The sequence below is a fragment of the Hoylesella oralis ATCC 33269 genome, assembly GCF_000185145.2.
Classification (GTDB): domain Bacteria; phylum Bacteroidota; class Bacteroidia; order Bacteroidales; family Bacteroidaceae; genus Prevotella; species Prevotella phocaeensis.
Genome location: NZ_GL833119.1, coordinates 2,142,958 through 2,169,350, shown reverse-complemented (window position 1 = coordinate 2,169,350; position 26,393 = coordinate 2,142,958). Strand labels below are relative to the sequence as shown.

At 45.0% G+C, this 26,393-nt stretch carries 21 protein-coding genes, 1 tRNA gene and 1 rRNA gene; 10 read left to right on the top strand and 13 right to left on the bottom strand.

What is annotated here, in order from left to right:
- Nucleotides 1-12: 12 nt before the first annotated feature.
- A 5S ribosomal RNA gene (rrf, locus tag HMPREF0663_RS11520) occupies nucleotides 13-125 on the top strand.
- A gap of 641 nt (nucleotides 126-766) precedes the next feature.
- Here rrf and HMPREF0663_RS11515 read toward each other — a convergent pair.
- The gene (locus HMPREF0663_RS11515; RefSeq protein ID WP_004370744.1) at nucleotides 767-1,201 is read right to left on the bottom strand and encodes a DUF3127 domain-containing protein; all 435 of its coding nucleotides are present in this window, start codon (nucleotides 1,199-1,201) and stop codon (nucleotides 767-769) included.
- A gap of 185 nt (nucleotides 1,202-1,386) precedes the next feature.
- Here HMPREF0663_RS11515 and dnaN point away from each other — a divergent pair, with 185 nt between their 5' ends.
- From dnaN to HMPREF0663_RS11485, 6 genes are all read left to right on the top strand, one after another.
- Nucleotides 1,387-2,511: a DNA polymerase III subunit beta gene (dnaN, locus tag HMPREF0663_RS11510; RefSeq protein ID WP_004370736.1), complete on the top strand. Its 1,125-nt coding sequence runs from the start codon at nucleotides 1,387-1,389 to the stop codon at nucleotides 2,509-2,511.
- A 27-nt stretch (nucleotides 2,512-2,538) separates the two neighbouring features.
- Nucleotides 2,539-3,393 (top strand): 3'-5' exonuclease, encoded by an 855-nt coding sequence (locus HMPREF0663_RS11505; protein ID WP_004370734.1) that lies wholly within the window; start codon nucleotides 2,539-2,541, stop codon nucleotides 3,391-3,393.
- 32 nt (nucleotides 3,394-3,425) lie between these two features.
- On the top strand, nucleotides 3,426-4,331 hold the full coding sequence (gene porD, locus HMPREF0663_RS11500) for a type IX secretion system protein PorD (protein ID WP_004370733.1): 906 nt from the start codon (nucleotides 3,426-3,428) through the stop codon (nucleotides 4,329-4,331).
- A 5-nt stretch (nucleotides 4,332-4,336) separates the two neighbouring features.
- Entirely contained in the window at nucleotides 4,337-6,001 is a 1,665-nt protein-coding gene (gene recN, locus HMPREF0663_RS11495; RefSeq protein ID WP_004370731.1) for a DNA repair protein RecN, read from the top strand.
- A 1-nt stretch (nucleotide 6,002) separates the two neighbouring features.
- On the top strand, nucleotides 6,003-7,685 hold the full coding sequence (locus HMPREF0663_RS11490; RefSeq protein WP_004370729.1) for a tetratricopeptide repeat protein: 1,683 nt from the start codon (nucleotides 6,003-6,005) through the stop codon (nucleotides 7,683-7,685).
- Between the two features lie 58 nt (nucleotides 7,686-7,743).
- Nucleotides 7,744-7,818: transfer RNA gene (locus tag HMPREF0663_RS11485), tRNA-Arg, on the top strand.
- 55 nt (nucleotides 7,819-7,873) lie between these two features.
- Here HMPREF0663_RS11485 and HMPREF0663_RS11480 read toward each other — a convergent pair.
- The 4 genes from HMPREF0663_RS11480 to hisG all read right to left on the bottom strand — a co-directional run bounded on the left by HMPREF0663_RS11480 (nucleotide 7,874) and on the right by hisG (nucleotide 12,996).
- Complete coding sequence (locus HMPREF0663_RS11480) at nucleotides 7,874-9,328, bottom strand: anaerobic C4-dicarboxylate transporter (protein WP_004370728.1); 1,455 nt, start codon at nucleotides 9,326-9,328, stop codon at nucleotides 7,874-7,876.
- A gap of 439 nt (nucleotides 9,329-9,767) precedes the next feature.
- Entirely contained in the window at nucleotides 9,768-10,802 is a 1,035-nt protein-coding gene (gene hisC / locus HMPREF0663_RS11475) for a histidinol-phosphate transaminase (protein ID WP_004370726.1), read from the bottom strand.
- 19 nt (nucleotides 10,803-10,821) lie between these two features.
- Nucleotides 10,822-12,111: a histidinol dehydrogenase gene (hisD, locus tag HMPREF0663_RS11470; RefSeq protein ID WP_004370725.1), complete on the bottom strand. Its 1,290-nt coding sequence runs from the start codon at nucleotides 12,109-12,111 to the stop codon at nucleotides 10,822-10,824.
- 33 nt (nucleotides 12,112-12,144) lie between these two features.
- Nucleotides 12,145-12,996, bottom strand: coding sequence for an ATP phosphoribosyltransferase (gene hisG, locus HMPREF0663_RS11465; protein WP_004370724.1), 852 nt, complete (start codon nucleotides 12,994-12,996; stop codon nucleotides 12,145-12,147).
- A gap of 90 nt (nucleotides 12,997-13,086) precedes the next feature.
- Here hisG and HMPREF0663_RS11460 point away from each other — a divergent pair, with 90 nt between their 5' ends.
- Nucleotides 13,087-14,265, top strand: a complete 1,179-nt coding sequence (locus HMPREF0663_RS11460) for an MltF family protein (protein ID WP_004370723.1) — start codon at nucleotides 13,087-13,089, stop codon at nucleotides 14,263-14,265.
- 173 nt (nucleotides 14,266-14,438) lie between these two features.
- On the opposite strand, the gene hisB is transcribed toward HMPREF0663_RS11460, so the two are convergent.
- The 4 genes from hisB to mltG all read right to left on the bottom strand — a co-directional run bounded on the left by hisB (nucleotide 14,439) and on the right by mltG (nucleotide 18,787).
- On the bottom strand, nucleotides 14,439-15,509 hold the full coding sequence (hisB, locus tag HMPREF0663_RS11455; RefSeq protein ID WP_004370722.1) for a bifunctional histidinol-phosphatase/imidazoleglycerol-phosphate dehydratase HisB: 1,071 nt from the start codon (nucleotides 15,507-15,509) through the stop codon (nucleotides 14,439-14,441).
- A gap of 2 nt (nucleotides 15,510-15,511) precedes the next feature.
- Entirely contained in the window at nucleotides 15,512-16,435 is a 924-nt protein-coding gene (locus HMPREF0663_RS11450; protein WP_004370721.1) for a hypothetical protein, read from the bottom strand.
- Between the two features lie 17 nt (nucleotides 16,436-16,452).
- On the bottom strand, nucleotides 16,453-17,226 hold the full coding sequence (locus tag HMPREF0663_RS11445) for an RNA methyltransferase (protein WP_004370720.1): 774 nt from the start codon (nucleotides 17,224-17,226) through the stop codon (nucleotides 16,453-16,455).
- 514 nt (nucleotides 17,227-17,740) lie between these two features.
- The gene (gene mltG / locus HMPREF0663_RS11440) at nucleotides 17,741-18,787 is read right to left on the bottom strand and encodes an endolytic transglycosylase MltG (protein WP_004370717.1); all 1,047 of its coding nucleotides are present in this window, start codon (nucleotides 18,785-18,787) and stop codon (nucleotides 17,741-17,743) included.
- 85 nt (nucleotides 18,788-18,872) lie between these two features.
- Here mltG and HMPREF0663_RS11435 point away from each other — a divergent pair, with 85 nt between their 5' ends.
- Together HMPREF0663_RS11435 and HMPREF0663_RS11430 are read left to right on the top strand one after the other, a co-directional pair.
- A complete protein-coding gene (locus HMPREF0663_RS11435; RefSeq protein WP_004370716.1) occupies nucleotides 18,873-20,441 on the top strand; it encodes a 4-alpha-glucanotransferase in 1,569 nt (522 codons plus the stop codon).
- A 4-nt stretch (nucleotides 20,442-20,445) separates the two neighbouring features.
- Nucleotides 20,446-21,093 (top strand): HAD family hydrolase, encoded by a 648-nt coding sequence (locus tag HMPREF0663_RS11430; RefSeq protein ID WP_004370715.1) that lies wholly within the window; start codon nucleotides 20,446-20,448, stop codon nucleotides 21,091-21,093.
- A gap of 11 nt (nucleotides 21,094-21,104) precedes the next feature.
- Here HMPREF0663_RS11430 and HMPREF0663_RS11425 read toward each other — a convergent pair whose 3' ends face one another.
- The 4 genes from HMPREF0663_RS11425 to HMPREF0663_RS11410 form a co-directional block, all read right to left on the bottom strand.
- A complete protein-coding gene (locus HMPREF0663_RS11425; RefSeq protein WP_004370714.1) occupies nucleotides 21,105-22,445 on the bottom strand; it encodes a TolC family protein in 1,341 nt (446 codons plus the stop codon).
- Between the two features lie 170 nt (nucleotides 22,446-22,615).
- Nucleotides 22,616-23,218 carry a riboflavin synthase gene (locus HMPREF0663_RS11420; protein ID WP_004370713.1) on the bottom strand — a complete coding sequence of 201 codons (603 nt, stop codon included), beginning with the start codon at nucleotides 23,216-23,218 and terminating at the stop codon, nucleotides 22,616-22,618.
- A 368-nt stretch (nucleotides 23,219-23,586) separates the two neighbouring features.
- Entirely contained in the window at nucleotides 23,587-25,116 is a 1,530-nt protein-coding gene (locus tag HMPREF0663_RS11415; protein ID WP_004370712.1) for a PAS domain-containing protein, read from the bottom strand.
- 418 nt (nucleotides 25,117-25,534) lie between these two features.
- Nucleotides 25,535-26,173, bottom strand: coding sequence for an HD domain-containing protein (locus HMPREF0663_RS11410; protein WP_016665070.1), 639 nt, complete (start codon nucleotides 26,171-26,173; stop codon nucleotides 25,535-25,537).
- Between the last annotated feature and the right edge of the window lie 220 nt (nucleotides 26,174-26,393).

The window sequence follows — 26,393 nt, the reverse complement described above, 5'->3', positions numbered from 1 at the left end:
ATGAAATGTCTTTTAGGTGGTTATTGCGGCGGTGTTCCACCTCCTCCCATTCCGAACAGAGCAGTTAAGCCCGCCTGCGCCGATGGTACTGCGCTGCAATGCGGGAGAGTAGGTGGCTGCCTTTTTTAATTTCGCGTCCGTTCGGGATAACTTCCGTGCGGACGCTTTTTTATATATACAACCTATACCTATTGTCTGAATACGAGCGGTTTACATCGTGAACCACGGAGGTTGACACCGTGAAGCACGGAGGTTGACACGATGAAGTACGGAGGTTGACACGCTGAAGCACGGAGGTTGACACGATGAACCACGGAGGTTGACACGCTGAAGCACGGAGGTTGACACGCTGAAGCACGGAGGTTTACACGATGAAGCACGGAAGTTGACACGCTGAACCACGGAGGTTGACACGCTGAAGCACGGAGGTTGACACGATGAAGCACGGAGGTTGACCTTGCGGAATAATTCATTACACAATATTTCCTCTTCCTGTAAGAAGGAAGAGGAAACGTTAGGAATGAAAAGTGAATGTTTTTTATAAGGTCTTCTCTTATAATTGTTGTAGTGAAAGATGAATGATTATGGCGATAGTTGCTGGGTATGTGCAAATTACAATCTATATTTATTTGCGATAGAGATATAGGCTGTTTGAATTAAACATATATTCTTTGCGTGTAGAATTTACGGGATATCAAAAAAGGACACACCCAGAATAGGATGTATCCTTCATATTATTTTCTCTAATAAAAAAGCTCTTGTTTTTTCAGAATGGCAGATCGTCTGCGCTTTCTCCTTCGGTTGTCGGTTGCTGTGGGGGGAATGGTGTTTGCGGAGCGGCCATCTGAGCTCCTTGTTGTGCATCTATAGGTGCAGATCCAAATGCTGATGCGGCCGGTATGGGCTGTGCACCTTGGGTACCGACCGATGCTGGATCGACTTGACGTACATCGAATGCACGGATACTATTGAACCAGCGGCCGTTATATTCGTGGGCATCGATATCGAAAGAAACCATTACCTCCTGACCTATTTGGATGTTGAAGCGCTGCAATCTCTCTGTACCGAAGACTGAGAAGACCATTTTATGCGGATAACTTTCATGGGTTTCTATCACAAAATCCTGTGCCTTCCATTCTCCACGCGACGAGACACCGCTTCTTTCCGGTAGTGCAGCAATAACTTTTCCTTGTAAATCCATCGTTTATTCCTATTTTATATTAAGTTTAAGTTTTATTGTCAAACGAATAACATTCGATTGCGAAATTAATAAAATAGTTCTAAAATACGAAACTTTTATCCTTATTTTTTGCTGTGCCCAATGCTTTTTTGTATTTTTGTACCTATTAAAAATCATTGCAACAATAACTAAAAAATAAAATACTAATGAGATTTACATTATCAAGCAGTGCACTTAACGGCCATTTGCAGACACTTGCAAGAGTAATTAACAGCAAGAATTCTTTGCCTATACTTGATTGCTTCCTGTTTGAAGTTGCAGGGGGAAAGCTGAATATTACGGCAAGTGACAGCGAGAATGTGATGAGATCGTCGGTTCAGCTCGATGAAAGCGATACAGAAGGCAGTTTTGCCATTCCCAACAGAACTATCCTTGATGCAGTGAAGGAATTGCCGGAACAGCCGCTGACATTCGATGTAGACACATCGAACCTTACGATAAAAGTACTTTATCAGAATGGTATGTACAGTTTTACCGCACAGCATGCCGATGAATATCCGCGTACACAACCCATGCCTGATGGTGCAACGGTTGTAACAATTGATTCTGCCGTATTGAACGACAATATATCGCGTTCTTTATTTGCTACGGCACAAGATGAACTCCGACCGGTTATGAACGGCATTTATTTTGATCTTACGGCCGATAGTCTTGCTATCGTAGCGAGCGATGGTCATAAACTTGTTCGCAATAAAAATTTTACAATCAAGAGCGATACGCCGGCCGCGTTCATCCTTCCTAAGAAACCTGCAACGCTTCTTAAGAATATTTTAAGTAAAGACGGCGGCGATGTGGTCATTAAATTCGACGAACGCAATGCTGAAATTCAGTATGCCGGCGGCATTCTCTCGTGCCGACTTATCGAAGGGCGTTATCCTAATTATAATTCTGTAATCCCGCAGAATAATCCCAATTTGCTCACTATAGATCGCAGAACTCTGTTGGGTGCGCTCCGTCGTGTGTTGCCCTTTGCCAGCGAAAGCAGCCAACTTGTCCGGTTCCATCTCGAAGCAGGCAAGTTAGAGCTTACGTCTGAAGATGTTGACTTTGCAACGAGTGCGAAAGAGAACATCACTTGTGATTATACAGGGCAAACAATGAGTATCGGTTTCAAGGGCAGTTCTCTGTCGGAGATATTAACTAATCTCGATAGTGATGAGGTCACCATCCAGCTTGCCGATCCGAGCCGTGCGGGCATTATCGTGCCTACAACGCAGCCGGAGAACGAAGATGTATTGATGCTTATCATGCCTATGCTTCTTAACGACTGATGTTAGGGAGCAAACAACAGTACGAAAATGAAATTAAATCTAACAAAGCCCCTGATTGTCTTCGACTTGGAGACTACGGGGCTTGATCTTGTAAACGACCATATCATACAGATTTCCTACATTAAGGTATATCCCGATGGCAAGGAAGAAAGAGAGAATATATTTGTTAATCCCGGTATTTCGATACCGGAAGAAGTAACTCTATTAACCGGTATCGGTAATGATGATGTAAAGGATGCACCTACCTTCAAGGAAATTGCAAGTTCTTTGTGCGAAAAGTTCAAAGGGTGCGATTTTGCTGGTTATAACTCCAATCATTTCGATATTCCTATGCTTGCAGAAGAATTTCTGCGTGCCGGTATTGATTTCGATTTTGCCCATTGTCGGTTGATCGACGCGCAGACGATTTTCCATAAAATGGAAAAGAGAAATCTTGCTGCAGCCTATAAATTCTATTGTGGCCGAAAGATGGAAGAAGACTTCGAAGCCCATCGTGCCGATCAAGATACCGAGGCTACTTATAAAGTCTTGATGGGAGAATTGGATAAATATAATCCGGAGACTGCAGAGGAGCCCGATAGAGCGCTTGCAAATGATATGGATGTACTTGCCGAATTCTCCAAAAATAACGATAATGTGGATTTCGCAGGGAGGATTGTCTATAAAGATATGGTTGATAAAGACGGTAAAGTGCTGACTGATAAAGAGGGAAAGCCACGCAAACAAGAGGTGTTCAATTTTGGCAAATACAAAGGTTGGGTTGTAAGCGAAGTTCTCAAGCGCGATCCGGGGTATTATAGTTGGATGCTTGCATCCGATTTTACCAATAATACCAAGCAAGTGCTTACGCGTATTCGGCTGAGAGAATTCAATAACAGATAATATACGTTCATTTGATAATCGGGTGGTCATTCATGAAGAAGCAGGTTGTTCTTTTACTTGTTTGTATTTTCTTGGGTATGCATGGTCATGCGCAAGAGTTGAATGCTACGGTTAGGATTAATCATAACCAAATTCAAGGTACGGATGCAAGTATTTTTGATAACCTGCAACAGACATTGCAGCAATTTATCAATGAAAGGCAGTGGACGCATTTACAATTTCAGAGAAACGAGCGTATAACCTGTAATTTCAATATCACTGTAACCAAATACGATAATTCATCGAATATGTTTACTTGTAGGGCACTAATTCAGGCCAACAGACCGGTTTATAATGCATCTTACAACACTGTGATCTACAATAATTCCGATAATGATTTTAATTTTGAATTTGCCCAATTCGACCAGATAAATTTCAATGAAGAGGCTGTGGATAATCAGCTTACAGCGTTGATTGCCTATTATGCTTATCTTATTATAGGCATAAACCTCGATACTTTCTCACCTATGGGGGGCGAAGATGTGCTTCAGCGTTGTATGAACCTTACCAATAACGCACAAAACCTGAATTTTACAGGTTGGAAAGCCTTTGAGAATGACCGTAATCGTTTTGCGATTATCAACGATTATCTCGATGCTGCTATGCGCCCGTTTCGCCAATTGCAGTACGATTATTATCGTACTGGCCTCGATGAAATGTCGGCCAATGCTGAACGTGGACGAAAGAATATTACGACAGCTATTGAGAATGATCTTAAGAAAAGTCACGAAAACCGCCCGTTAAGTCTGCTTCCGCAGATATGGACCGATTATAAACGCGATGAATTGGCGAATATCTATAATGGAAAAGGTACGCAGAAAGAAAAAGAAAGTGTTTATGGAATTCTTTTTGGAATTAATGCCAGCCAAAATTCTTCGTGGGATAAGATAAAGCAATAACGGATATGTTAAGACAACTTTATATACGTAATTTTACGCTGATTGATGAGCTTGCCATTTCTTTTAATCCCGGGTTCTCCGTTATTACGGGTGAGACGGGGGCGGGAAAGAGTATTATTCTCGGCGCTATTGGGCTTTTGCTCGGTAATAGAGCTGATATGAAAGCCATTAAAACGGGGAAAGAACGTTGTGTTGTCGAAGCGCATTTTGATGTTAGCCGTTATGGAATGCAGTTGCTTTTTGCGGAAAACGATATTGATTATGATGATAATGACTGTATTTTCCGCCGCGAAATCAATGCTAATGGTAAAAGTCGTGCATTCATCAATGATACACCTGTACCTCTTTCTGTGATGCGGGAAATTGGCGAGATGCTCGTAGATGTGCATTCGCAGCACCAGAATTTGTTACTTAACAAGGAAGATTTCCAGCTCAGTGTGCTCGATATAATCGCCAATGATGATAAACAAAAGAACGATTATACCGAAACGTATAAAGATTATCATCAGGCATGTGAACAGTTGGAAGCGCTTAAAAGCAATATTGAACGAGACCGCCAGAATGAAGATTTCCTTAGGTTTCAATTCAATGAATTAAGTGCTGCCAATCTTATTGACGGAGAACAGGAAGAATTAGAGCAAGATGTTGAAACTTTAAGTCATGCCGAAGATATCAAATCGGCTTTATTCGAAGCCGATCATCTCTTTTACTCCGATGACATAGGCATTGTGGATAATTTGAAAAAAGTGTCTTCGAAGCTTCACGATATAGCAAATGCTTTTCCGCGTATTGGCGAAATTATCTCGCGTATCGATAGCAGCTACATCGAATTGAAAGATGTTTCGCAGGAGTTGTCTGCCGATATAGAAGATATAGACTTTGATCCTAAGCGTCTTGATGAGGTGAATGCACGGTTGGATTTAATCTATTCGCTCGAAAAAAAATACCATGTAGAGAGTATCGTCGAATTGCTCGAACAGCAGAAGGAAATAGAGACACAGCTATCGCTGATCGACAATAGCGATGATGAACTGCGGCAAAAGCAGCTACAAGTAGAGAAGTTGCATACTCTTTGTTTAGAAAAAGCACGAATACTTACTGATATGCGAACTTCCTCTGCGCATAAGATAGAAAAAGAAATGCTTGCACGATTGGTACCTTTAGGCATTCCCAATGTGAAGTTCGAAGTGCAAATAACCACAAAAGACCTTTCGGTTACGGGAGCTGATAAGGTGGCTTTTATGTTCAGTGCCAATGCTAATAGCCCTATGCACCCCATATCTCAGGTAGCTTCCGGGGGAGAAATTGCCCGCGTTATGCTTTCGCTGAAGGCGATGATAAGCGGTGCCGTAAAACTTCCTACGATCATATTCGACGAAATAGATACCGGTGTAAGCGGGCGTGTTGCCGAGAAAATGGCGCAAATTATGCAAGAGATGGGCAATCACGACCGACAGGTTATCAGCATTACCCACCTGCCTCAGATTGCTGCCCTTGGCACTACACACTATAAAGTGGCTAAAGAAGATACACCGGATGGTACTGCCAGTCGTATGACCGTGCTCGACCGCCAGCAACGTATTACCGAGATTGCTCAAATGCTTAGCGGTAGTAATGTGTCTGCAGCAGCTATAGAAAACGCAAAAACATTATTGAAAATTAAAGATTAAGATGAAACCTGTAAAAATAAACGTTTGTAGAATTGTATTGTCGACAGTTGCTTTTCTCTGGTGTATGGAGGGGGGAGCTCAATCGGCTGCCGTGCAGAAAGCTGCCAAATCTGTGTTTACGCTTACTACATTCAAGAGCGATGGCTCGTTGATAGCTTCGTCGCATGGTGTTTTTGTGGGGAATAATGGCGAAGCAGTAAGCTCATGGACACCGTTTGTTGGTGCAGACAGTGCCGTTGTGATCGATGCCAATGGCCATAAGATGCCTGTCGACGTTATGATAGGAACCAACGAAATCTACGATATCTGCAAATTTCGTGTTAAAGGAAAGACTGTTGCGGCTAAGATGGCTGCTACATCCGCAACTGTTAATAGTAAAGTGTGGTTGGTCGGTTACTCGTTAAAGAAGCCGGAAATAATACCGATGAACGTTCTCAGCGTAGAGAAGTTCATGGATCGTTACAATTACTATATCTTTACGGGAACGGCACCTGAGAATACCGTGAGTTGTCCCTTTGTAAATCAGAACGGCGAAGTAATAGGCTTGCTTCAGCAATCGGCTACTTCATCGGATATACATGCTACCGACGTGAGATTTGCCGATGACTTTAAGGTACAAACCGGACTCGACGTAAGCAATAAAGTTATCCAACAAACCGGTATCCGACTCGAAATGCCACATAATGAAGAACAGGCCTTGGTACTGCTTGTCATGTCGAGTCAGGGAAATCCCAAGCAATATCGGCAATACGTAGATGATTTCATACATCTGTTTCCTACGTCGGTAGATGGGTACAGGTCGCTTGCCCAAATAGAGGTAACAGAGGGGAAATTGCAGGCTGCCAACGATATAATGCAGACGGCTATTGCCAAAGTAACCAAGAAGGATGAAGCTCATTCCGAGTTCGCCAAGATAATTTACCAAGAACAAATATACCGGCGAGACTCTACTTTTACTCTTTGGACTTTAGACAAAGCGCTGGATGAGGCACAAAAGGCATACAGCATAAACCCGCAACCTGTGTATCTTCATCAGCAGGCTCAGATCATCTTTGCAAAGGGAGATTACCGGCAAGCATTAAATATTTTCACAGAACTTACTAAGACTCCGTTGCGCAATTCCGAACTGTATTTCGAGGCTGCCCAGTGCAAAATCCAACTCAAGGCCCCCCATATAGAGGTGATGGAGCTCTTAGATAGTGCCATTGCAGTATGCCCTAAGCCGCTTACCAATATATCGGCACCCTATTTCTTGGCCCGCGGAGCTGCATACGATGATGCCGGCGAATATCGTAAAGCGCTTGTCGATTACAATCAGTACGACTCGCTTATGTATGGCAGAGCCGACTATACCTTTTATTATGCGCGTTACAAATGCGAACTTAAACTACGTCAATATCAGCAAGCGCTTAATGATATTGCCCATGTAGCGTTACTTAACCGGCAGGAACCGACCTATCTTGCCGAGTTATCCTCGCTGCAATTGCGCGTAAATCGTTATGATGATGCCATCGCAACCGCAGACCTGTGTATACAGTTAGAACCAACCTACACCGATCCATATATCATTAAAGGACTTGCCCTCATGCAGAAAGGTGATAAAGACGACGGGAGAAAGGTTCTCGGTAAGGCTAAAGAATTGGGAGACAGCCGTGCCCAAGGCTATTTGGATAAATACAAATAATCAAATAAAAATTTGGTTGTCACGATAAAAAACTGTATTTTTGCAGCCGAAAAACGGAGGTTCCGTAGCTCAGTTGGATTAGAGCAACTGCCTTCTAAGCAGTAGGTCTTGGGTTCGAACCCCAACGGAATCACCTTTTAAAATATAATAAGGGCGTGTTAAAGAAGACTTTAACACGTCCTTTTTTGTTATATTACGTTATAGATAATATAGGAGAGAATATAGCCAACGGCAGTTGCAGTTATCACATGCACCATTCCCGGCATCATGAAACTATGGTTGAGCAGATACTTACCGATGACGGTTGTGCCCGAACGGTCGAAGTTTACCGTGGCAATATCCGAAGGATAGTTGGGAATGAAGAAATAGCCATATACGCTGGGTAGTACGCCAAGCAGAACCCAACCCTCTATTCCTAATTTATAGGCAAGTGGCAGCATGGCGACGACTACGGCACCTTGCGAATTTATCAGCACGCTGACAAGAAAGAATGCAATAGCGATTGTCCATGGATATGCCTCGACCAAATTGCCCAACATCGCCTGCATCTCTGCCATATAGTTAGAGAAATACGTGTCTGCAAGCCATGCAATACCGTAGATGGCTACCACTGCAACCATGCCGCTTTGCCATACTGCGCCGGCTACGGCTTTCTTCGGAGCCGCTTTGCAGAATATAATCATCAGCGCAGCTGCCGTTATCATCACAATTTGAATAACGAGGTTCATCTTCAAGTGTACGCTTATTTGTTGCGTAACGCCCGGATATACGATACCGGCCTTAGCCAGTTGTTTGGCACTTTCGGTTATTTCGGCACCTAATTTTATGCCGGATGCGCCGTCTACAGCTTCGATCTGCGTGTACGAAGGCAACAGATTTTGGAAAATAGCAAACAGCACAATCACGGCTAAAGCGGCAAAGAAAATGTACACGGCATGCTTCGATTCTTTGGAAATCTTTTTATCTAATGTTGTTGCTGTGCTGCCATAGATGTAGGCATACTGTACGGGATCTTTAATTCTCGCTTGGAATTTCGGATCTTTATCAAGGTCTAATCCTCGATGGTACGAGCATGCTGCAGCGGCAACGATACCGCATACACATGCCGGAATGGTAACCATAAGCACTTGGGGGATTGTTATATCGAAGCCGTTGTCGTTGGATATCGTCACGAAAGCTACCACTGCAGCGGCGATAGGAGAGCAGGTTATGCCGATCTGAGATGCCACGCTGGCTATACTGCAAGGCCTTTCAGGTCGGATACCTTTCTTTAACGAGATGTCACAAATAATGGGCATCAAGGTATAGACCACATGTCCGGTTCCGACAAGTACGGTTAGAACGAAAGTAGACAGCGGGGCCAAAAACGTTATTCGTTCGGGGTGTTTTCGCAAGAGCCGTTCGGCCACTTGGATAAGCCAGTCCATTCCGCCCGATGCCTGCATCACTCCTGCACACGTTACAGCCGCAATAATAATGTAAATCACGTCGGTTGGGGGCGTTCCCGGTTTCAGGCCAAACCCAAAAACCAGCAATGCAAGACCGATACCCGATATGGCTCCTAAGGCTAAACTGCCGTATCGGGAGCCTACCCATAAGGCCAATAGAACCACAAAAAGTTCTATAATCATAGTAATTGTCATAGATACATGTTGTTAATAGATACTAATATTTTTGTACAAAGGGTTTAAAAACGTTGGAAAAATAGTCATTTTTCCTTTTACTTCCAAATAAAATCGTTCGTTTTTTTATATTTTTCTTTTTATAGTGTTTATGTAGACATGTAAAATAGGATATGTAATGCCTGTTTTTCCTTATTCTTCGTTACGGATAAGGACATAAAGAATACGGTCTGTTGCTTAAACAAAAGTCATTTTTTAATGCTCTCTTTTACCGCCTGATAAGTATAATGTGCAAATCGATGAGTCTGCTTTAGGGTACCGTAATTTTCTTCTGTTCTCCTTGTTGCAGATAAATGCTGTTCTTGCATGATACATCTATCGCTGACAGGAGTTCGGACTACGTTCGACAGACAGTACATCTGTTATCGATAGGCGTATTTGTTGGTCGGGTTATTATGTATTATAATTGGCGGAGTGCTGCCAATAATTCGTTGTTTTCTCCTTTGGTTCCTATCGTTATTCGTAGGCAGTTATTGCAGAGTATAATATGCGTACGGTTCCTTACAATGATGCCTTTTTCTACCAAATAGCCGTAGATAGCCTGTGCATCGGTCATTTTGGCAAGGAAGAAGTTAGCATCGGTGGGGTAAACTTTCTCGCATTGCGGCAACATGGCAAATGCCTGCAGCATACGGGTACGCTCTTGGAGCAGCGTGGTAACCCATTTTCCTACCTCGAAAGTATCTTTCAAAGCCTCTATGGCGTGCTGTTGGGTAAGGAGATTGATATTATAGGGATACTTTACTTTATTGAATAAATCGATGATCTCGCTACTTGCGAAAGCCATGCCGAGGCGTATTGCCGCACATCCCCACGCCTTGCTCATCGTATTCAGTACAATAAGATTAGGATAATTTGCCAGTTCCGAGCGCAGTGGCTGCTGTGACGAAAAGTCGCTGTAGGCCTCGTCGACGATTACGATACCGCTGAACGCTCGAATGGTTTTTATAATCTCGTCTCTGTAGATGTTGTTTCCCGTGGGGTTATTAGGACTGCAGAACCATATCAGTTTCGTATTCCGGTCGCAGACTTTTAGCAGTCTGTCGGCTGTAATCTGGAAGTTTTCATCGAGTTCCACCCCGCGATATTCCACGTTATTGATGTCGGCACATACTTTGTACATTCCGTATGTCGGTGCAATAGCTACCACATTGTCTGTCTGGGGGCGGCAAAACACGCGATAGCATAGGTCTATAGCTTCGTCACTTCCATTGCCTAAGAATATATTATTGGCCGGAATGTGTTTTAATTTCGATAATCTGTCTTTTAAATCGTGTTGTAACGGATCGGGATAACGGTTGAAAGGTTTGTTATAGGGGTTCTCGTTGGCATCGAGAAACACATGTGCCGCGCCTCCGTTATATTCGTTGCGTGCATTGCTGTAGGGCGCTAATTTCCAAATGTTCGGTCTTACCAATTCTTGTAAAGGTTTCATACGTTTCCCTCCTCTGCTGTTATTTCTTCAATGAGTTTATTCTTATTCGTATGGCATTTGCATGAGCTTCCAACTGTTCATTTACTGCCATTAGTTCTACGGCATGCCCGATAGAGGCGATACCCTGCTCGTCGAGATGTTGAAAAGTAACTTTCCGGTTAAAACTGTCTAAGTTCACACCGCTGTAAGCCAAGGCATATCCGTGGGTTGGAAGTGTGTGGTTGGTGCCGCTGGAGTAATCGCCGGCACTCTCGCATGTATATTTTCCGAGAAATACACTGCCCGCATTGACCACCTTTTCGGCTAATTTCTCGTAATCTTCTGTAGCGATAATCAGGTGTTCCGGTGCATAGAAGTTACTTAAAGCCATGGCCTCGTCTGTGTTGTGTACAAGAATAAACTTCGAGTTTTCAAGTGTTTTCTTTGCTATTTCCTTACGCGGGAGGCGACACAACTGCGCTCTGATTTCCTTCTGTACACTGTCTAGCAGTGCTTCCGATACGCTGATGAGAATTACCTGTGAGTCTGTACCGTGCTCAGCCTGTGAAAGTAAGTCGGCTGCAACGAACTCTGCATTGCTTGTATGGTCTGCTATCACGCACACTTCCGATGGTCCGGCGGGCATATCTATGGCAACATCGTGCAGACTAACCTGTTGTTTGGCGGCCATGACATACTGGTTACCCGGCCCGAATATCTTGTAAACCTTCGGTATAGTTTCTGTTCCGTAGGCCATGGCCCCTATGGCTTGTACGCCACCGGCCTTATATATTTTGCTTACACCTGCAATCCGTGCTGCCAAGAGTATGGCCGGATGCACTTTACCTTCACGGTTATTGGGCGGCGTACATAGTACTATTTCGCTGCAACCGGCTATCTTTGCCGGCACTGCAAGCATCAAAACGGTGGAGAAAAGCGGTGCTGTTCCGCCCGGAATGTATAGGCCTACTTTCTGTATAGGTATGCTCTTCTGCCAACAGGTTACGCCCTTGGCCGTTTTTACCTTTATTCCGTCAAACTTCTGTGCGGCATGGAATTTCGCTATATTGCCGTACGACAGCAACAGGGCTTCTTTCAATTCCTGCGACACCAAAGTTTCAGCTTCGTCGAGTTCAGCCTGCGTTACGGCAAGAGATGCCAAAGAAACGTGGTCGAACTCTTTTTCGTAGCGTTTTACGGCCTCATCGCCGTTGTTCCTCACATCGTTCAGCACCTCCGCTACCGTGGCATTGAGCCGAGAGACGTTGAGTTGAGGACGCTTGACTATGGTTTCGAAATCTTTTTCCGTAGGATATTTTATGACTTGCATCTTACTTCTACGCCTGTTAAATGAACAGTTTCGTTACAATATCATCTTTTCTATCGGCGTTACAAGTATGCCTTGTGCACCGAGTTCTTTTAGTTTTCCGATGATTTCCCAAAAGCGTTTCTGGTCGAGAACGGTATGTATAGAGCACCAATCCTCATCGGCTAAAGGTATAATCGTGGGACTCTTGATGCCCGAGAGCACCTCTGTAATCTCTTTGATTTTTGCTTTCGGGGCATTCATCATTACGTACTTCTTGTCTTGAGCCGAACGCACAGCCTCGAAACGGAACAGCATTTCGTTGAGTATAGCATGCTTCTCTTTATCCATGTGCCGGTTTCCGATGAGCAAGGCCTCGCTTTCTGTCACCGTTTCCACCTCGCGCAAGTTGTTGCTTACAAGGGTAGAACCGCTGCTGACTATATCGAATATGCCGTCTGCAAGGCCTATTCCCGGACTGATTTCCACCGATCCGGTAATTACATGTATATCGGCATTGATACCGTGCTTGTTCATATATCGGCGCAAGATGTTGGGATAAGAGGTTGCAATCTTCTTACCATTGAACCATTGAAGGCCGGTGTAATCGCATTCTTTGGGGATTGCGAGCGATAATCGGCACCGGCTAAAGCCGAGATGCGAGATGACTTGTGCGTCTTCACCGCACTCCGAAAACTCGTTTTCGCCCACTATGCCGACGTCGGCCACGCCGCTTGCCACACTTTGAGGGATGTCGTCGTCGCGCAAGTAGAGCACTTCGAGAGGAAAATTCGATGATTGTATCAGCAACGTGCGCTTGCTTGAACTGATTTTGATGTCTGCTTCAGACAACAAATTCATGGTGTCTTCGAACAGACGACCTTTGGACTGTACGGCTATGCGTAGCATATTAAATCTAATTTATTCTAAAAATACTATGCAAATTTACTGTTTTCTACAGACTTACGCAAGAAATGTAGTACTTTTGTCCGTGTATTCATGCCATATAAATATTTATACATATTATTTGTAGTTGCTCTGCTTTCCGGCTGTTCCGGTAAGAAAAAGAAAGAGATGACACCGTGGGGAACCGTGATAGGCGGCGACTCTGCGGCGACAACCAATACCCGTTTCTCACTCGATGATATTGTGAATAACGGAGAAATGATTATGCTTACCATGACAGGACCGGAAACTTATTACGATTACCGTGGCCATGGAATGGGACTGCAATACCTTTTGTGTGAGAAATTTGCACAGAGTATCGGCGTATCTTTACGCGTAGAGGTGTGCAAGGATACGGCTGAAATGGTAAAGAGGCTCAATAACGGCGATGGCGATATTATTGCCTATCCGTTGCCGAAGACAGTTAAAGGCGTGAAATTCTGCGGGGCCGACAGCGATAACGGTAAGGAACAATGGGCTGTAAAGGGCGATAACGAGGAACTTGCCGACAGGCTTAATGCTTGGTTCAAGCCTGAACTGACGGCACAGGTACGGCGCGAAGAAGCCTTTCTGCTATCGTCCAAGAGCGTTACCCGCCATGTTTATTCGCCTATGCTTAACCGTTCGGGCGGTATTATATCACGTTATGATGCCTTATTTAGGCAGTATGCTCCCGTTGCACGTATCGACTGGCGGCTCATGGCGGCCCAATGTTATCAAGAGTCTACATTTGATCCGCATGCACACTCATGGGCCGGCGCTTGTGGACTTATGCAAATCATGCCGCGAACGGCGGCTCATCTTGGTCTGGCCGTGGCCGATATCTACGATCCCGAGTGCAATATTGCCGCTTCGGCGAAGTATCTGCAGGAGTTAGGGGCACATTTCAGCGATATAGAAAATCCCGTAGAACGGTCTTATTTCGTATTGGCAAGCTACAATGGCGGTTTCTTTCATATTCGTGATGCTATGGCCTTGGCACGAAAATACGGCAAAAGTCCGTACCGATGGAGTGATGTTGCCGAGTACGTACGGAACCTAAGCCGGCCGGAGTTCTATCGTGATCCGGTGGTAAAGTATGGGTATATGCGTGGTAATGAAACCGTGGACTATGTGTCGCGCATACGTGATCGTTATTTACAGTATCGCGGTGTGGCCCGCGGAGGGGGCTCCGATACCTTCGGCGGCGGCACTCCTCAACGTGCAAAGCGTAAGTATCGCTTCCATGTGTAGGCTTTTGCCTGCTCGTTTTCTTTTAATCTTATTCTGTTAAACATATCGTATGGCATCGTTGTTTGCTATGCCTAACACTGTTACATGTACCGTGTGTCGGCGACAGGCGGTACATGTATTTTTTATAAAGTTCTAAGCTGGTTCCGATAGGTGAGGGGACGAGCGCCTTCAGGCTATAAAGAGCCTTTGGTCGAAGGCAATTCATAGTGATAGATGTCGCGGCGTACAGCCATCTTCAGTGCACGTGCCAAGGCTTTGAAGATGCCCTCTATCTTGTGGTGTTCGTTGCTGCCCTCGGCTTTGATGTTGAGGTTCATGCGTGCCGAGTCGCTTAAACTCTTGAAGAAGTGGATAAACATTTCGGTGGGCATATCACCGATTTTCTCTCGATAAAAGGCCGCATTCCACACCAACCAAGGCCGTCCACCGAAGTCAAGTGCCACTTGGCATAGGCAATCATCCATAGGCAAAGCGTATCCGTAGCGCTCTATACCGCGTTTATCGCCCAATGCACGCAAGATACATTCACCAAGTACAAGGGCTGTATCTTCGATGGTGTGGTGCTCGTCTACATGTAAATCGCCCTTAACATGCACGGTCAAGTCTATCAGACCGTGCATGCCTATCTGTTCGAGCATGTGGTCGAAGAAGCCCAAGCCCGTGGATATGTCGCATTTTCCTGTACCGTCGAGGTTGATCTTTACGTAGATATCGGTCTCTTTCGTGGTGCGTTTCAGCTCTGCAATGCGCTCTCCGGCGAAGAGTATTTCGGTTATTCTATCCCAAGTTAGTTCGTTTTGGCCCAGAATGAGTGCTTTGCAACCGAGGTTTTCGGCCAACTGTCGGTCGGTATCGCGGTCTCCGATAACGTAACTTCCTGCCAAATCGTAGTTCGGATTGCCTATGTAATGTGCCAACATGCCCGTTCCGGGCTTACGCATCGGCGAATTATCTTCGGGTAGGTGGCGGTCTATCAGCTGTTCATCGAACGTAATGTCTTCGCCCCGTAGTGTCTGTAAGATGAAATTATGCACCGGCCAGAAGGTTTCTTCGGGGAAAGAAGGCGTGCCCAACCCATCTTGATTGCTCACCATAACGAAGCGGAAGTCGAGATGTTGGCGTATGAAACCGAGGTTCTTGAATACACCTTTCACGAACGTCAGCTTCTCGAACGAGTCTATTTGCTCATCTTTAGGCTCTTCGATCAGTGTGCCATCGCGGTCTATGAACAGTATTTTCTGCATGATTATATTTGTTCTTTCTCTTCTTCTTTTATGCTTTCGGCAAGTACTTTCTGCCTGTTTCGTGCCTTCTCGCGTGCCTCTATGGAGCCATACATGTAGTAAATAACCATGTAGAACCAAATATTGCCGAGTATAGATGCACAGCCTACGATGAATGAAGCAAGATAACTAAGATAAGGGAAATAGTTCGGAAGGCCGGCGGGATCACCTCCTGCTACACCTATAGCCGACTGTATGGCTGGTGAAGCGAGCATAATAAGAGGTGAAGTCACTACGGAAAGAACCACCAGATAGATGAGTTGGGCGAAGAATATCGTTGCGAAAATGAAACCATAATGGCGGTATCCGCACTTCATTATGCCGAAGAAATGCTTACGGATATGTACTTTATCGTCCATCATATACTTCATAACGAAGTAAAAGAGGGGCAGAACAAGAATGACGAATATGATAAAGAATATCAGTATATATATAATCATCTTGTAAAAGATGTAGGCGGGAGGCGTGCCATTCATTGCTACTGTTACGGCAAATACGATAAGGAATACGGTTAGAACAATACCGAGAGCGATACAAAATACGATATATGCAACGAACAGTTTTAGCATCCGGTTAAGGTTCTTGTTAAATCCATACCCGTTGAGCAGATTGAAAATGCGGGCATACAACCATACCATAGGTATCAAAGAGACTAATGACAATAGGGATACTATCGCATTCTGGGGGGTGGAATTTACCCGACTGACGAATATATAGCTTGGTAAATTGCAGAGCATGAGTGTGATCTGACCTGCCCAACAAAGCACATATAGCAACGCAGGAAGCCATGTTTGCTGTATTATTCCCTTGAAGTTGTCGACAAATAGATTAAGGGCAGCTTGGATACATGCAGAGAAGCTGCGGCTTTTATACAATTCCTTTTCCATATTGTTTATATTGTTTTCTAAAGTTTATTTATGGTTTGTCGCCTGCGGAACTCACTGCAAGCGATGGCAGTGGCAATGGCTACGTTCAGACTATCGGCGGTTTTGCGCCCTTGGGGATAGTTTGGAATGAGCAGTCTTCGACTTATTCTGCTTTTAACCGGTGCGGATATGCCGTTTCCTTCATTGCCCATGATGAGGAGTCCGTGGGGTGTGAGCGGCTCGTTGTAGATATCTTTACCATCGAGCAGTGTGCCGTATATGGGATAGTCGGTAGGCAGACTGTCGATAAGCAGGGGTATATCGGTGTACGAAATGCCGATGTGCGCCAAACTGCCCATAGAGGCTTGCACCGTTTTCGGATTGTATATATCGGCAGTATCTATGCTGCAGTAGATATGTTCGATACCGAACCAATCGGCAATGCGTATGATTGTGCCGAGATTTCCCGGGTCCTGTATGCCGTCTAAGGCGAGATAGAGCCGACGGACATCGGGAGCAATGGTCTTATTTTCTGCTTGTCGGAAGACGGCAAGTACTTCTTGCGGATGTTGCAGGAAACTTATTTTCTTCAGTTCTTCATCGGTTACGATGGCTGTTTCGGTAGTCTCAAGACATTGCCAATAGGTATTCTCGGCTTTCCATCGCGCAGTGCAGGCTATAAAAACGGCAGTCTGTGTTTTTAAGAAGTCGCTTACAATCTTGGGACCTTCGGCAACAAATACACCTTCATTGCGGCGGTTCTTCTTTTGTTCCAACGAGCGAATGTACTTTATCTTGGCTTTGCTTATCATTAGTCTTGCAAAGGATAGCGCAAATAAAATATGATTATAGTTGGTTGAGGTTATAGATATTGTGCCTATCCGTTGCAAAGGTACGAAAAAGTTGAGAGTTATAGTCAGGGTATTTATACTTTTTTATGCAAAAAACAGAAACATGTTGTCTAACATAGATTTTTATTTGTCGGTGATATTTAAACTTTATACCTTTGCTACTGTTATCCTGAATACAATCTTTTTACCTTAAAAAGTGAACTAATACTTATTGGAATTGATGCCTGCCTCTGTGAAGAGCCGGGCATTTGTTTTATATATGGCGGTTACGGAATATAGAAGTGTTTCGCTATTTTGTCGGTTCTTCCACTCCTGTTTTTTCAATGTGTTTCTTGTTTCTTTGTTGTTGGGGAGTATTGTCTGTTGCCTGCAGCATACACAAACTATATGCTTATATCTGTTATATACGGCAAACGTCGGTCATAGACCATACATCTATGACCGACGTTCGGTATATGTATTCTGCGCAGAGCTTTTATTTAATGCCCCTGTGATTGAGGGCTGCCGAGTATTTGGCGGCATTCTGCATGTGCTCTTCGTAGGTGCGGGCGAAGTTGTGCGTGCCGCTGAAGTCTTCTTTGGCGCACATATACAAGTTATCGTGGTGCTTCATATTGAGCACTGCATCAATGCCTGCTACCGACGGAATGCGTATCGGGCCGGGCGGTAAGCCCGTATTTTTATACGTGTTATACGGACTTTTAATGGCTAACAGGTTGTTGTAAATGCGGCGCAGACCGAACTTTTTCCATGCAAACTTGATGGTCGGATCGGCTTGCAGAGGCATGCCGTGGGGATATTCGGCATTGCGAAGCATCAGACGGTTGTAATACATGCCCGCTATCATGGGCTTCTCGGCGTTGTTGGCCGTTTCTTCGTCTACGATACTCGCAAGGGTTATTACCTGTATGGGCGATAAACTGAGCTGCTTAGCCTTGGCTCTGCGGTCGGCATTCCAAAAGGATTGGCTTTCTTTCTGCATGCGTTTCAGCAGATTGGTTACGCTGATGTTCCAATAAACGTCGTAAGTATTGGGAATAAACATGCAGGCTATGGTCGATGTGTCGTAGCCGAGGCTATTACAGGTTGTTTGGTTGGTGAGCTGACGCAGTATCTGGGTGCTGTCTGTCATGAGCTTTTTAGACAGTTCTGCAGCCAGTCTGTCGAGTGTACGTACCGAGGGTACGGTTAGTTTTATGGGTTCTTGCTGCCCGTTTTTCAGGTGCCTGAACACCTTGAAAGCCCCTTCGCCGCGCTTAATTGCATAACGTCCTGTGCGTATGTTATCGGCATATTTGCTATGTCGCGTAAGGGTAGAGAAAGCACACAAACCGTGTTTGGTAGCCACAGGTTCGAGTTTGATGTACACGGAGTCTATGGTATCGTCGCTATCCACATAAATGTAAGCCGTTTCTTGCTTGTCAGAAAAAGACGAGAAAAAGTAATAATAAACCACACCTGCTATGATAAACAGGCATACTGCCGCAGATATCAGATACTTCTTTCGTAATGTTGTTTTCATTTCTTTACTTTAAAAACGGTGCAAAGATACGAAAAAGTTGAGAGTAATGGCATAGATAGTACATTTAATTTTGTATTTTTGCGGTATGAAACTGAAGTTCAGCATGCATTATCGCACCGAGTGGGGGCAGTCGTTACACGTGGATATGACCTATATAAGCTCGGATGGCAGGCATACACGCTACAACTTGCCCATGCAGACACAAGACGGAGAGCTGTGGCAGGCAGAAACTGTCGTGATGGAATCGCGGCAACATCCGGTTACAGCGCTTGTCTATGCTTATCAGGTGGAAGACGGAACCGGCAAAGTGCTGCGCCGCGAGTGGAGTATCGTGCCCCGCAAGTATGCTTTCGACAGTACGATAGACTACATGTTTCCCGACTCTTGGCGCGATATTCCAGCGCAAAACCATCTTTATACGGCTGTTTACGCCCGTTCGGTGGGCATGATGTTCAAGACGGAAGTCGATCCGTTGCGCGTACCTCTGTATCGCAGAACCATTCTGTTGCGTGTTTCGGCGCCGCAACTGCAGCGGGGAGAGGTGCTTGCCGTGTGCGGTAATCATCCTGCCATGGGTAGTTGGAGCCCTTCGCGCTATGTCCGAATGATGCCGATCGGCGGGCACGATTGGCTTTTATCGATAAATGCCGACATGATGCGATTGCCTTTAGAATATAAATATGTGGTAGTTGATGAGCAAAGTAATGCCATCAGTCGGTGGGAGAACGGAGAAAATCGTACCACGGGCGATGTGTTCTTGAGCGACGGACAGGTGCTGGTGCTCTACGGAGAGGCACTCCGAGTGGAGGAAAGGGAATGGCGTATTGCCGCTGTTGCCGTTTCTGAACCGACCAAAATACTTGTCGATTGGGTACAACAGGTGGGAATAAAGTTGATAGACATGCAGCCCGTGGCTCGCAGAGGTATGAAGATGAAACCATCTTCGGTGCGTAGATTGCAGCAAATCGGTGCCTATGCCCGTGATAGAGGCGTATCGCTTATGGGACATATCGAGATAGATTTGAGTCGGGAGATGGTTCTAAGTCATATACATAGCCGCGTTGCTCTGCTCGAGACCTGTTTCGATGTACTTTCTCTGCGCTTTCTTATGCCAGCAGATGCCGCGCTTCATGCCGACTATTGGGCTTATCTCGCTGCTGAAAGGGCAGAGCAAATCATCGGCAGCACATGTATGTTTGTGGTAATTGAAGCGGATAATGGCGCCGGAATGCTGAAACCGGCGCTGAAAAGATTGCGGCCGGTGTATGTGGAATTGCAGTCTGAACCCGAAAAAACGACGTTCGAATTTTCGCATGTGGACGAATATCCGTACCGAAGTGTGGCTGTTGTTGCCGGTGGAACTACTGTTTCGCTTGCACGATGGTGGGAGGAAGATGTCGATCGTGCACAACGTTACTTCGTTACTATACTGCATCGTAAAGGCAAAGCGCCCCGTGCGTTGACACCGGATATCGCCGAAGACGTGGTTGCACGTCATCTCTTTTGCCCTTCTATGGTGAGTGTGGTATCGATAACCGACCTTGCCGCTATGGACGAAGGCTTGATAAAACGACGGTTGACAGTAAACGGTTTGTCGAAAGCCGATAAACTTAACGATAAATTACAATTAATGATTAAGCACAGCAGGCGCTGAATGTATGGAATATAAAACGTATATTTTTGATCTCGACGGTACTTTGCTCGATACTCTTCACGACCTTTGGGTGAGTTGCAACTATGCTTTACGCGAGAATGGTATGCCGGAGAGAACTCTTGATGAGGTAAGAAGATTTGTCGGAAACGGAGTGAAAAAGCTGATGGAACGGGCTATACCGCAGGGATTGGATAATCCTAAGTTCGATGTAACGTATGAAACGTTCCGCAAGCACTATCTGGTGCATAGCTTAGACACAACGAAGCCCTATTCCGGAATACCCGAATTGCTGGCCAATTTGAAGAAACATGGCAAACGTATTGCCGTGGTAAGCAACAAATTCTATGCTGCTACGCAGGAACTTTGCCGTCATTTCTTCGGCGATTATGTAGAGGTAGCGATAGGAGAACGTGAGAATATCCGTAAGAAACCGTCTCCCGATACCGTTGATGAGGCCATTCGTCAGCTCAAGGTCAGCCGTGAAGATGCGGTATATATAGGCGATAGCGATGTCGATGTGATGACAGCACGTAACAGTAATATGCCTTGTATTAGCGTACTTTGGGGATTTCGCAACCGTGACTTCCTGATGCAACACGGGGCAACCACCTTTGTAGCTGCCCCGAAAGAACTGATGTTGCCCGACGATTAGCCCTTTTGAGACTAATCCAAATTGCCGTTTTTATAGAATTTCAGCATGTTTATGTTGAGAATTGCAAGGTATTTGCTCTGCAATTCGTTCTGTTTGGCGGTGAGTAATTGGTCTTTACCTTTCATAAGTTCCACGATATTCTTCAATCCGAGGCGGAACTGTTCGTTCAAAAGGTCATAACTGGTTTGCGCACTTTCCGTGCTTACCCTCGCTGTCCGGAACTGACTCTGGTTGTTGTTGGCCTGTAACCAGTAGTTTTCGATAGTGGAATAAAGGGTAGTTTGCTTGTCTTTCAGGTCAAGGATGTACGTCTGTTTCTGTATAATGGCCTTATTGACCGACGTCTTGGCCTGTCTTTGGTCGAAAATCGGTATGCTTACCGTTATTCCTCCCGATATGTCGAAGTTGTTTTTCAACTGTGTACCCCACTTTAAGTCGTTCATAGAGGTGGTACTTGTCCCGACTCCTGCGCTTAGACCGATGGTGGGCATGCGCAAGGCTTTGGCTATTTTGATGTTAATGTCGCTGCTTTGGATGCTGAGTTGGGCGTTCTGTATCTCCGGACGCGAGGATAGAGCCGCGTCGTATACCGTTCCTACCGACGGTATATCCTGCAATGCCATGTCGTCGGTGATACTTTCGTCCATGATAACTTCAAATTCGTCGTCATCAGTTATTTGGAGTAATTGCTTCAACTGGCGCTTGTAATTCTTCAAGTTGCTCTCTGCCTGCACGATGTTGTACTCGTCTTGTGCACGTTGAGCGGTAAGCTGTGCCAAATCGGCCTTGCTCATTTTACCGACATTCAGCATAGATTGCCCGCGTTCCTCGTTCTTCTTACTCGTTTCGAGACTCGCTTTATTCACGCCGATGGCCTCGTTTGAGTAGAGTATTTGGACATATAGCTGCGCTATTTGTTCTATCAATTGCTTTGAAGCGGTGGCTGAATCCATAGCAGCTTGCTGTTCAGTGAGCTTATTCAGTTTAATTGTGTTGGTATTTCTGCCCCCATTCCATATCGTCCAGTTAGCGTTAATGCCGTAAGAACCGTTGTAATAAACCTTATCAACACTCGACTGTACGTAACCCTGACTACTTATACCGGTCTGAGGCCATGGACGATACGTTGCATTTTGGCTTGTGGAAAAGCTCAAGGAGGGCAATAAAGCGGCCTGACTTTGCCTGATATCTTCTACTGCAGACTGCTTTTGCAGCCTTGTTTTCTGCAACGAAATGTTGTTAGTTAGTGCATAGTCTATGCAATTCTTCAGTGTCCATTGCTTTGCCGAGGCAGGTCTGACGGCGATAAAAAGCGATATGCCGATGATACAAGTCGTCAACGATTTATTCATACCTTATATTATATAGTTACATAATTACGATGTTCCGGTGCTTAGAGAGCATGCTATGCCAGACGAACATTGTTTATTCCTTAGATACGATAAAGGAGTAAAAAGTTTACTTGCACGGGCAAATATTAACAAATGTTTTGAAAACAGCTACTGCTTGCAGACTCCAAATCTTATTTCAATGCCTGCAAACGGGCGATATACTTGCCTAAAATATCGAATTCCAAATTAACTATGGAACCTATCTCGATATCATGAAAGTTCGTGTGTTCGCGTGTATAAGGGATAATTGCCACCTTAAAGCTGTTTCGGGTGGGTTCGCATACGGTCAACGATACGCCGTTAACGGTGACAGAGCCCTTGTCTACGGTGAAATAACCGCGCTTTGCCGCCTCTTTATCGAACGGATATTCGAACGTGAAGTATGTCGAACCATCGGCATCTTTCATGCCTATGCACGTTGCTGTGCAGTCTACATGCCCTTGAACGATATGTCCGTCGAGCCTACCATTCATAATCATAGAGCGTTCCACATTCACCCGATCGCCCACTTTGAGCTTTCCGAGATTGGAACGTTCAAGAGTTTCTCGCATTGCCGTTACCGTATAAGTGTCTTTCTCTATTGCAACAACGGTAAGACATACGCCGTTGTGAGCGATACTTTGGTCGATTTTCAGCTCTTCAACGAACGAACATTTCAAACAGAAGTCGATATTACCCTCCACTTTATCGATGGCAACCACGGTAGCCATTTCTTCTACTATTCCGCTAAACATAATCTTACTTATTTTTATGTGTGAACTATTTTTACCATGCCAGCTAAAGAGTATGGCAAGATTTTTTACTTAAAAAGGCAGGACATAGTATCCTGCCTTTATAGAATATAAAAAGGGGCTGCCCGACGATGTGATGAAAACTCCTAATCATGTATGATTTGAGAGCCCTCCGCCTTTGTAATCCACCGGCATTTCTGCTTAGTTCCATCGGAATTTATGTGGCCCGCCATTAACAAAAGGAGACATCTCGGTTTTCAGAATTATTTGATGAGTATCCCGATCAAATCGAAACAACCCCCCATACCTTATCCTTTCTGTTGCAAAGTTAGTGCAATATATTCGAATAAGCAAATAAATCGGCCTGCTTTTTACTGTTTTTCTTCCTTACAGAGTTTACCTATTTCGCCGATAAGATGCTGCAACGGAATGCCCGAACGGTCACTCATCATCTGGATATCTGCCCTTGCTGCCATGATTTTTCCAAGCGGCGAGTTAAGCATCTTGAACTCCGGAGCGATTTCCGGCAGGCGTTTTTTGAGATTAGGATATTGTCTGAGCAAGTCTTTCAGCCGTGTCTTCGGCGTTATTTCGCTTACTGTTTCGCCGTTGTCTTCGGCCTGTTCTTCCGCTGCAGACAGCTCTTCGGGCTGTTGACCGGCCCATGTGAGCAGGGTTTGCGAGCCTTCAAGCGAGCGAATATGAGTGCAGTCCTGCATCATTTCGAGCACTCCGCGAAACTTACCTTGCTTGTCTCTCACGGCTACATATACAATATAGATGAATAAATCGGGCTTATTGATCCAGAATTCGGCACGTTCTTGCTCGCCATTTCGCAGTTTATCGATGACTTCACGTACAACATGCGCACTTTTCCGCGGATGACAATTCATTACTTCGCGCCCGATAACGTTCTTACTTCGCGGGAATATGCGATGATCCGTATCCGAATAGAAGCACACGAGTTCGTTTTCGTCTACGAAAGAAATATCGATGGGCAAGTGTTGATAGATAAGATTAATCTGTTCGAGCGTAAGTTTACCCGTGGTAACATCCAATTTATCGCTGCCGCCCGCACTGTATCCGTACTTTGAAAGTAGGGATTGAAGATCGGAGGCGAAACCTGCGCCGGTCATAGATGCCGGTTGCGGCTTGGCTGCAGGGGCAGTGTGTGCTACATTGAAGAAAGCAAAACCGATTTCCTGATCGCCATGTTTCATGTCTTCAAACTCCTCCTCGGATATCAAGGCCAGTGAGGTAGGATAGAGAATGGCCTCCTCTTTCTCCATCAGGTCGCGGGCATAATCGATGAGTGTCTGCTGTTTAGCAATGAAATCTTCCTCTTTGTCTTTAGTTAGCAGTCGTTCTGCCGCCCGTATCTCATCGCGCACGATGTCGTCGAAGTTCCACATTGTGGTGGTAGGGCGGGTGAAGCCCTTGCGTTCGAGCATGGGATAGAGCTGGTTTTGCTTGCGCTTGTAGTGGATAGGGTATCGGCTTATCTTGTCGTAAAGCTCGAGCCATTGGTTCTTGATCATAGGATATTGCACCAAATCTTCTACGGCCAGCAGCAGTTTGCGCATCTCATCATTCTCGCGATAGTAGTGCATGATGGGATGATCTGCGGGCAATTGCGGACGTGAATAGTCCATAATACCGTCGAGAAGCTGCAATGTTTTACGCATATCTACACGCACACACTCGTCATCATCGGCTTCCATCATGTTCTGTTCTATATAAGCAATATGGTAAGGGCGTATGCTCCCCACTTTTTCAGCAAGCTCTTTTCGGGCTTCTTCGAGCGAAAGTTTACCGGTTTCGTATTCCTCTTCTATCCGCAGAAGCTGCTCCATCTTGTCGAGTTCTATCTTCGGAAGATAGTTCTTCATTTTATTTTCCATCGTTACGTTGCTATTATGATTTCGCTGCAAAGGTAGTTTTCTTGTATAAGAACGGCGGTAACAAATGTTACTCCGAGTAGTTAAATTATCAAAAAGGGTTGGTGTGCGGGTGAGAGAGTATGGGAGTAAGAATGCGGTTCGCAACCTATTAATTGCAAATGTATTATAGGAAGATTTCTTAATGCGCCTGTTTAAAGATTTCAGATGCACTCTCTAACAAGTATAGGCGGCACATCTGTACGGCATAGACAATATATCTGTAGTCTCTTTTTCTCCCTCCTAAAGAGGAAAATGTATTATGATAGGCGAATTGATAAGCCCGACAATGTTTCCTCTTTGCTATTATAAAAGAAGATTTTACTATCGATCATTTCTCTTTCATTCCTCGTCTTTCATCCGAATAGCAAACGCATGTTTGCTATTCTCCCTTCTCCTGTCGGTATAATCTATCGAAAGCAACTTTTAATTTCTTGTCGTCTGCAATGACTTCACGCAGCTGTCTCAATTTCTTTTCGTTAGGCGAATTGGGTATCCATAGGCGTATGTAGCCATTTACAGAGTATTTCTCGTTCATGTGTTTGCGGAACCTTTGCCATTGTTCTTCTGCCGTCTTTTCGGGATATTGCTCCAACCCGTATTCGACAGCACGGCGGAACACCTCCTCCAGATCGAGGTCTCGGTCGGCTTCAGCTACTATCTTACCGTAGATATTGCGCGGTTGATGACTCGTAGATGCACGGTGATCTTCCACCGCCTCGCGCATCATTCTGATTTGTTCGCTACTGAACCATCGTTTCAACCGTGCGTCTTGCGCCAGTATCTTGCCACCCGTAATGTGGTGTATGGCTCGCGGACCGCTCATGCCAATATCGTGATAGGCGGCTACGGTGTATGCCATATTGGCGTCGACACCCGTTATACGTGCCAAATCAAGGCTGTTTGCGATTACTCTCATTACGTGTTTAAGGCCGTGGGAAGCCCCGAATTCGGTATATTTCGGCAGTATGTTCTGCTCTATGAATTCCATTAAATCGAGTTTTACTTGGGGAGTAGGCATAAAAAAGAAATTTCTTATTTCTTGCAAATATAATCTTTTCTGTTTATATTTGCAAGAAATAGACTGTACGACTACCGTTTTTTTAAGATATTCTTGCACATTCAGTCGTGCACAGATGACCGTTTCTGCAGGAAGAAAAAGCACATGCAGAGGTAACAGAACGATGCCATACAACAGTAATTTGGCGTATGTTACAGTGTTAGTGTATGGGTTCGGAAGT

Coding starts and splice junctions, on each gene's coding strand:
- HMPREF0663_RS11515 (WP_004370744.1), bottom strand. CDS start 1,201: ATGGATTTACAAGGAAAAGTTATTGCTGCACTACCGGAAAGAAGCGGT.
- dnaN (WP_004370736.1), top strand. CDS start 1,387: ATGAGATTTACATTATCAAGCAGTGCACTTAACGGCCATTTGCAGACA.
- HMPREF0663_RS11505 (WP_004370734.1), top strand. CDS start 2,539: ATGAAATTAAATCTAACAAAGCCCCTGATTGTCTTCGACTTGGAGACT.
- porD (WP_004370733.1), top strand. CDS start 3,426: ATGAAGAAGCAGGTTGTTCTTTTACTTGTTTGTATTTTCTTGGGTATG.
- recN (WP_004370731.1), top strand. CDS start 4,337: ATGTTAAGACAACTTTATATACGTAATTTTACGCTGATTGATGAGCTT.
- HMPREF0663_RS11490 (WP_004370729.1), top strand. CDS start 6,003: ATGAAACCTGTAAAAATAAACGTTTGTAGAATTGTATTGTCGACAGTT.
- HMPREF0663_RS11480 (WP_004370728.1), bottom strand. CDS start 9,328: ATGACAATTACTATGATTATAGAACTTTTTGTGGTTCTATTGGCCTTA.
- hisC (WP_004370726.1), bottom strand. CDS start 10,802: ATGAAACCTTTACAAGAATTGGTAAGACCGAACATTTGGAAATTAGCG.
- hisD (WP_004370725.1), bottom strand. CDS start 12,111: ATGCAAGTCATAAAATATCCTACGGAAAAAGATTTCGAAACCATAGTC.
- hisG (WP_004370724.1), bottom strand. CDS start 12,996: ATGCTACGCATAGCCGTACAGTCCAAAGGTCGTCTGTTCGAAGACACC.
- HMPREF0663_RS11460 (WP_004370723.1), top strand. CDS start 13,087: ATGCCATATAAATATTTATACATATTATTTGTAGTTGCTCTGCTTTCC.
- hisB (WP_004370722.1), bottom strand. CDS start 15,509: ATGCAGAAAATACTGTTCATAGACCGCGATGGCACACTGATCGAAGAG.
- HMPREF0663_RS11450 (WP_004370721.1), bottom strand. CDS start 16,435: ATGGAAAAGGAATTGTATAAAAGCCGCAGCTTCTCTGCATGTATCCAA.
- HMPREF0663_RS11445 (WP_004370720.1), bottom strand. CDS start 17,226: ATGATAAGCAAAGCCAAGATAAAGTACATTCGCTCGTTGGAACAAAAG.
- mltG (WP_004370717.1), bottom strand. CDS start 18,787: ATGAAAACAACATTACGAAAGAAGTATCTGATATCTGCGGCAGTATGC.
- HMPREF0663_RS11435 (WP_004370716.1), top strand. CDS start 18,873: ATGAAACTGAAGTTCAGCATGCATTATCGCACCGAGTGGGGGCAGTCG.
- HMPREF0663_RS11430 (WP_004370715.1), top strand. CDS start 20,446: ATGGAATATAAAACGTATATTTTTGATCTCGACGGTACTTTGCTCGAT.
- HMPREF0663_RS11425 (WP_004370714.1), bottom strand. CDS start 22,445: ATGAATAAATCGTTGACGACTTGTATCATCGGCATATCGCTTTTTATC.
- HMPREF0663_RS11420 (WP_004370713.1), bottom strand. CDS start 23,218: ATGTTTAGCGGAATAGTAGAAGAAATGGCTACCGTGGTTGCCATCGAT.
- HMPREF0663_RS11415 (WP_004370712.1), bottom strand. CDS start 25,116: ATGGAAAATAAAATGAAGAACTATCTTCCGAAGATAGAACTCGACAAG.
- HMPREF0663_RS11410 (WP_016665070.1), bottom strand. CDS start 26,173: ATGCCTACTCCCCAAGTAAAACTCGATTTAATGGAATTCATAGAGCAG.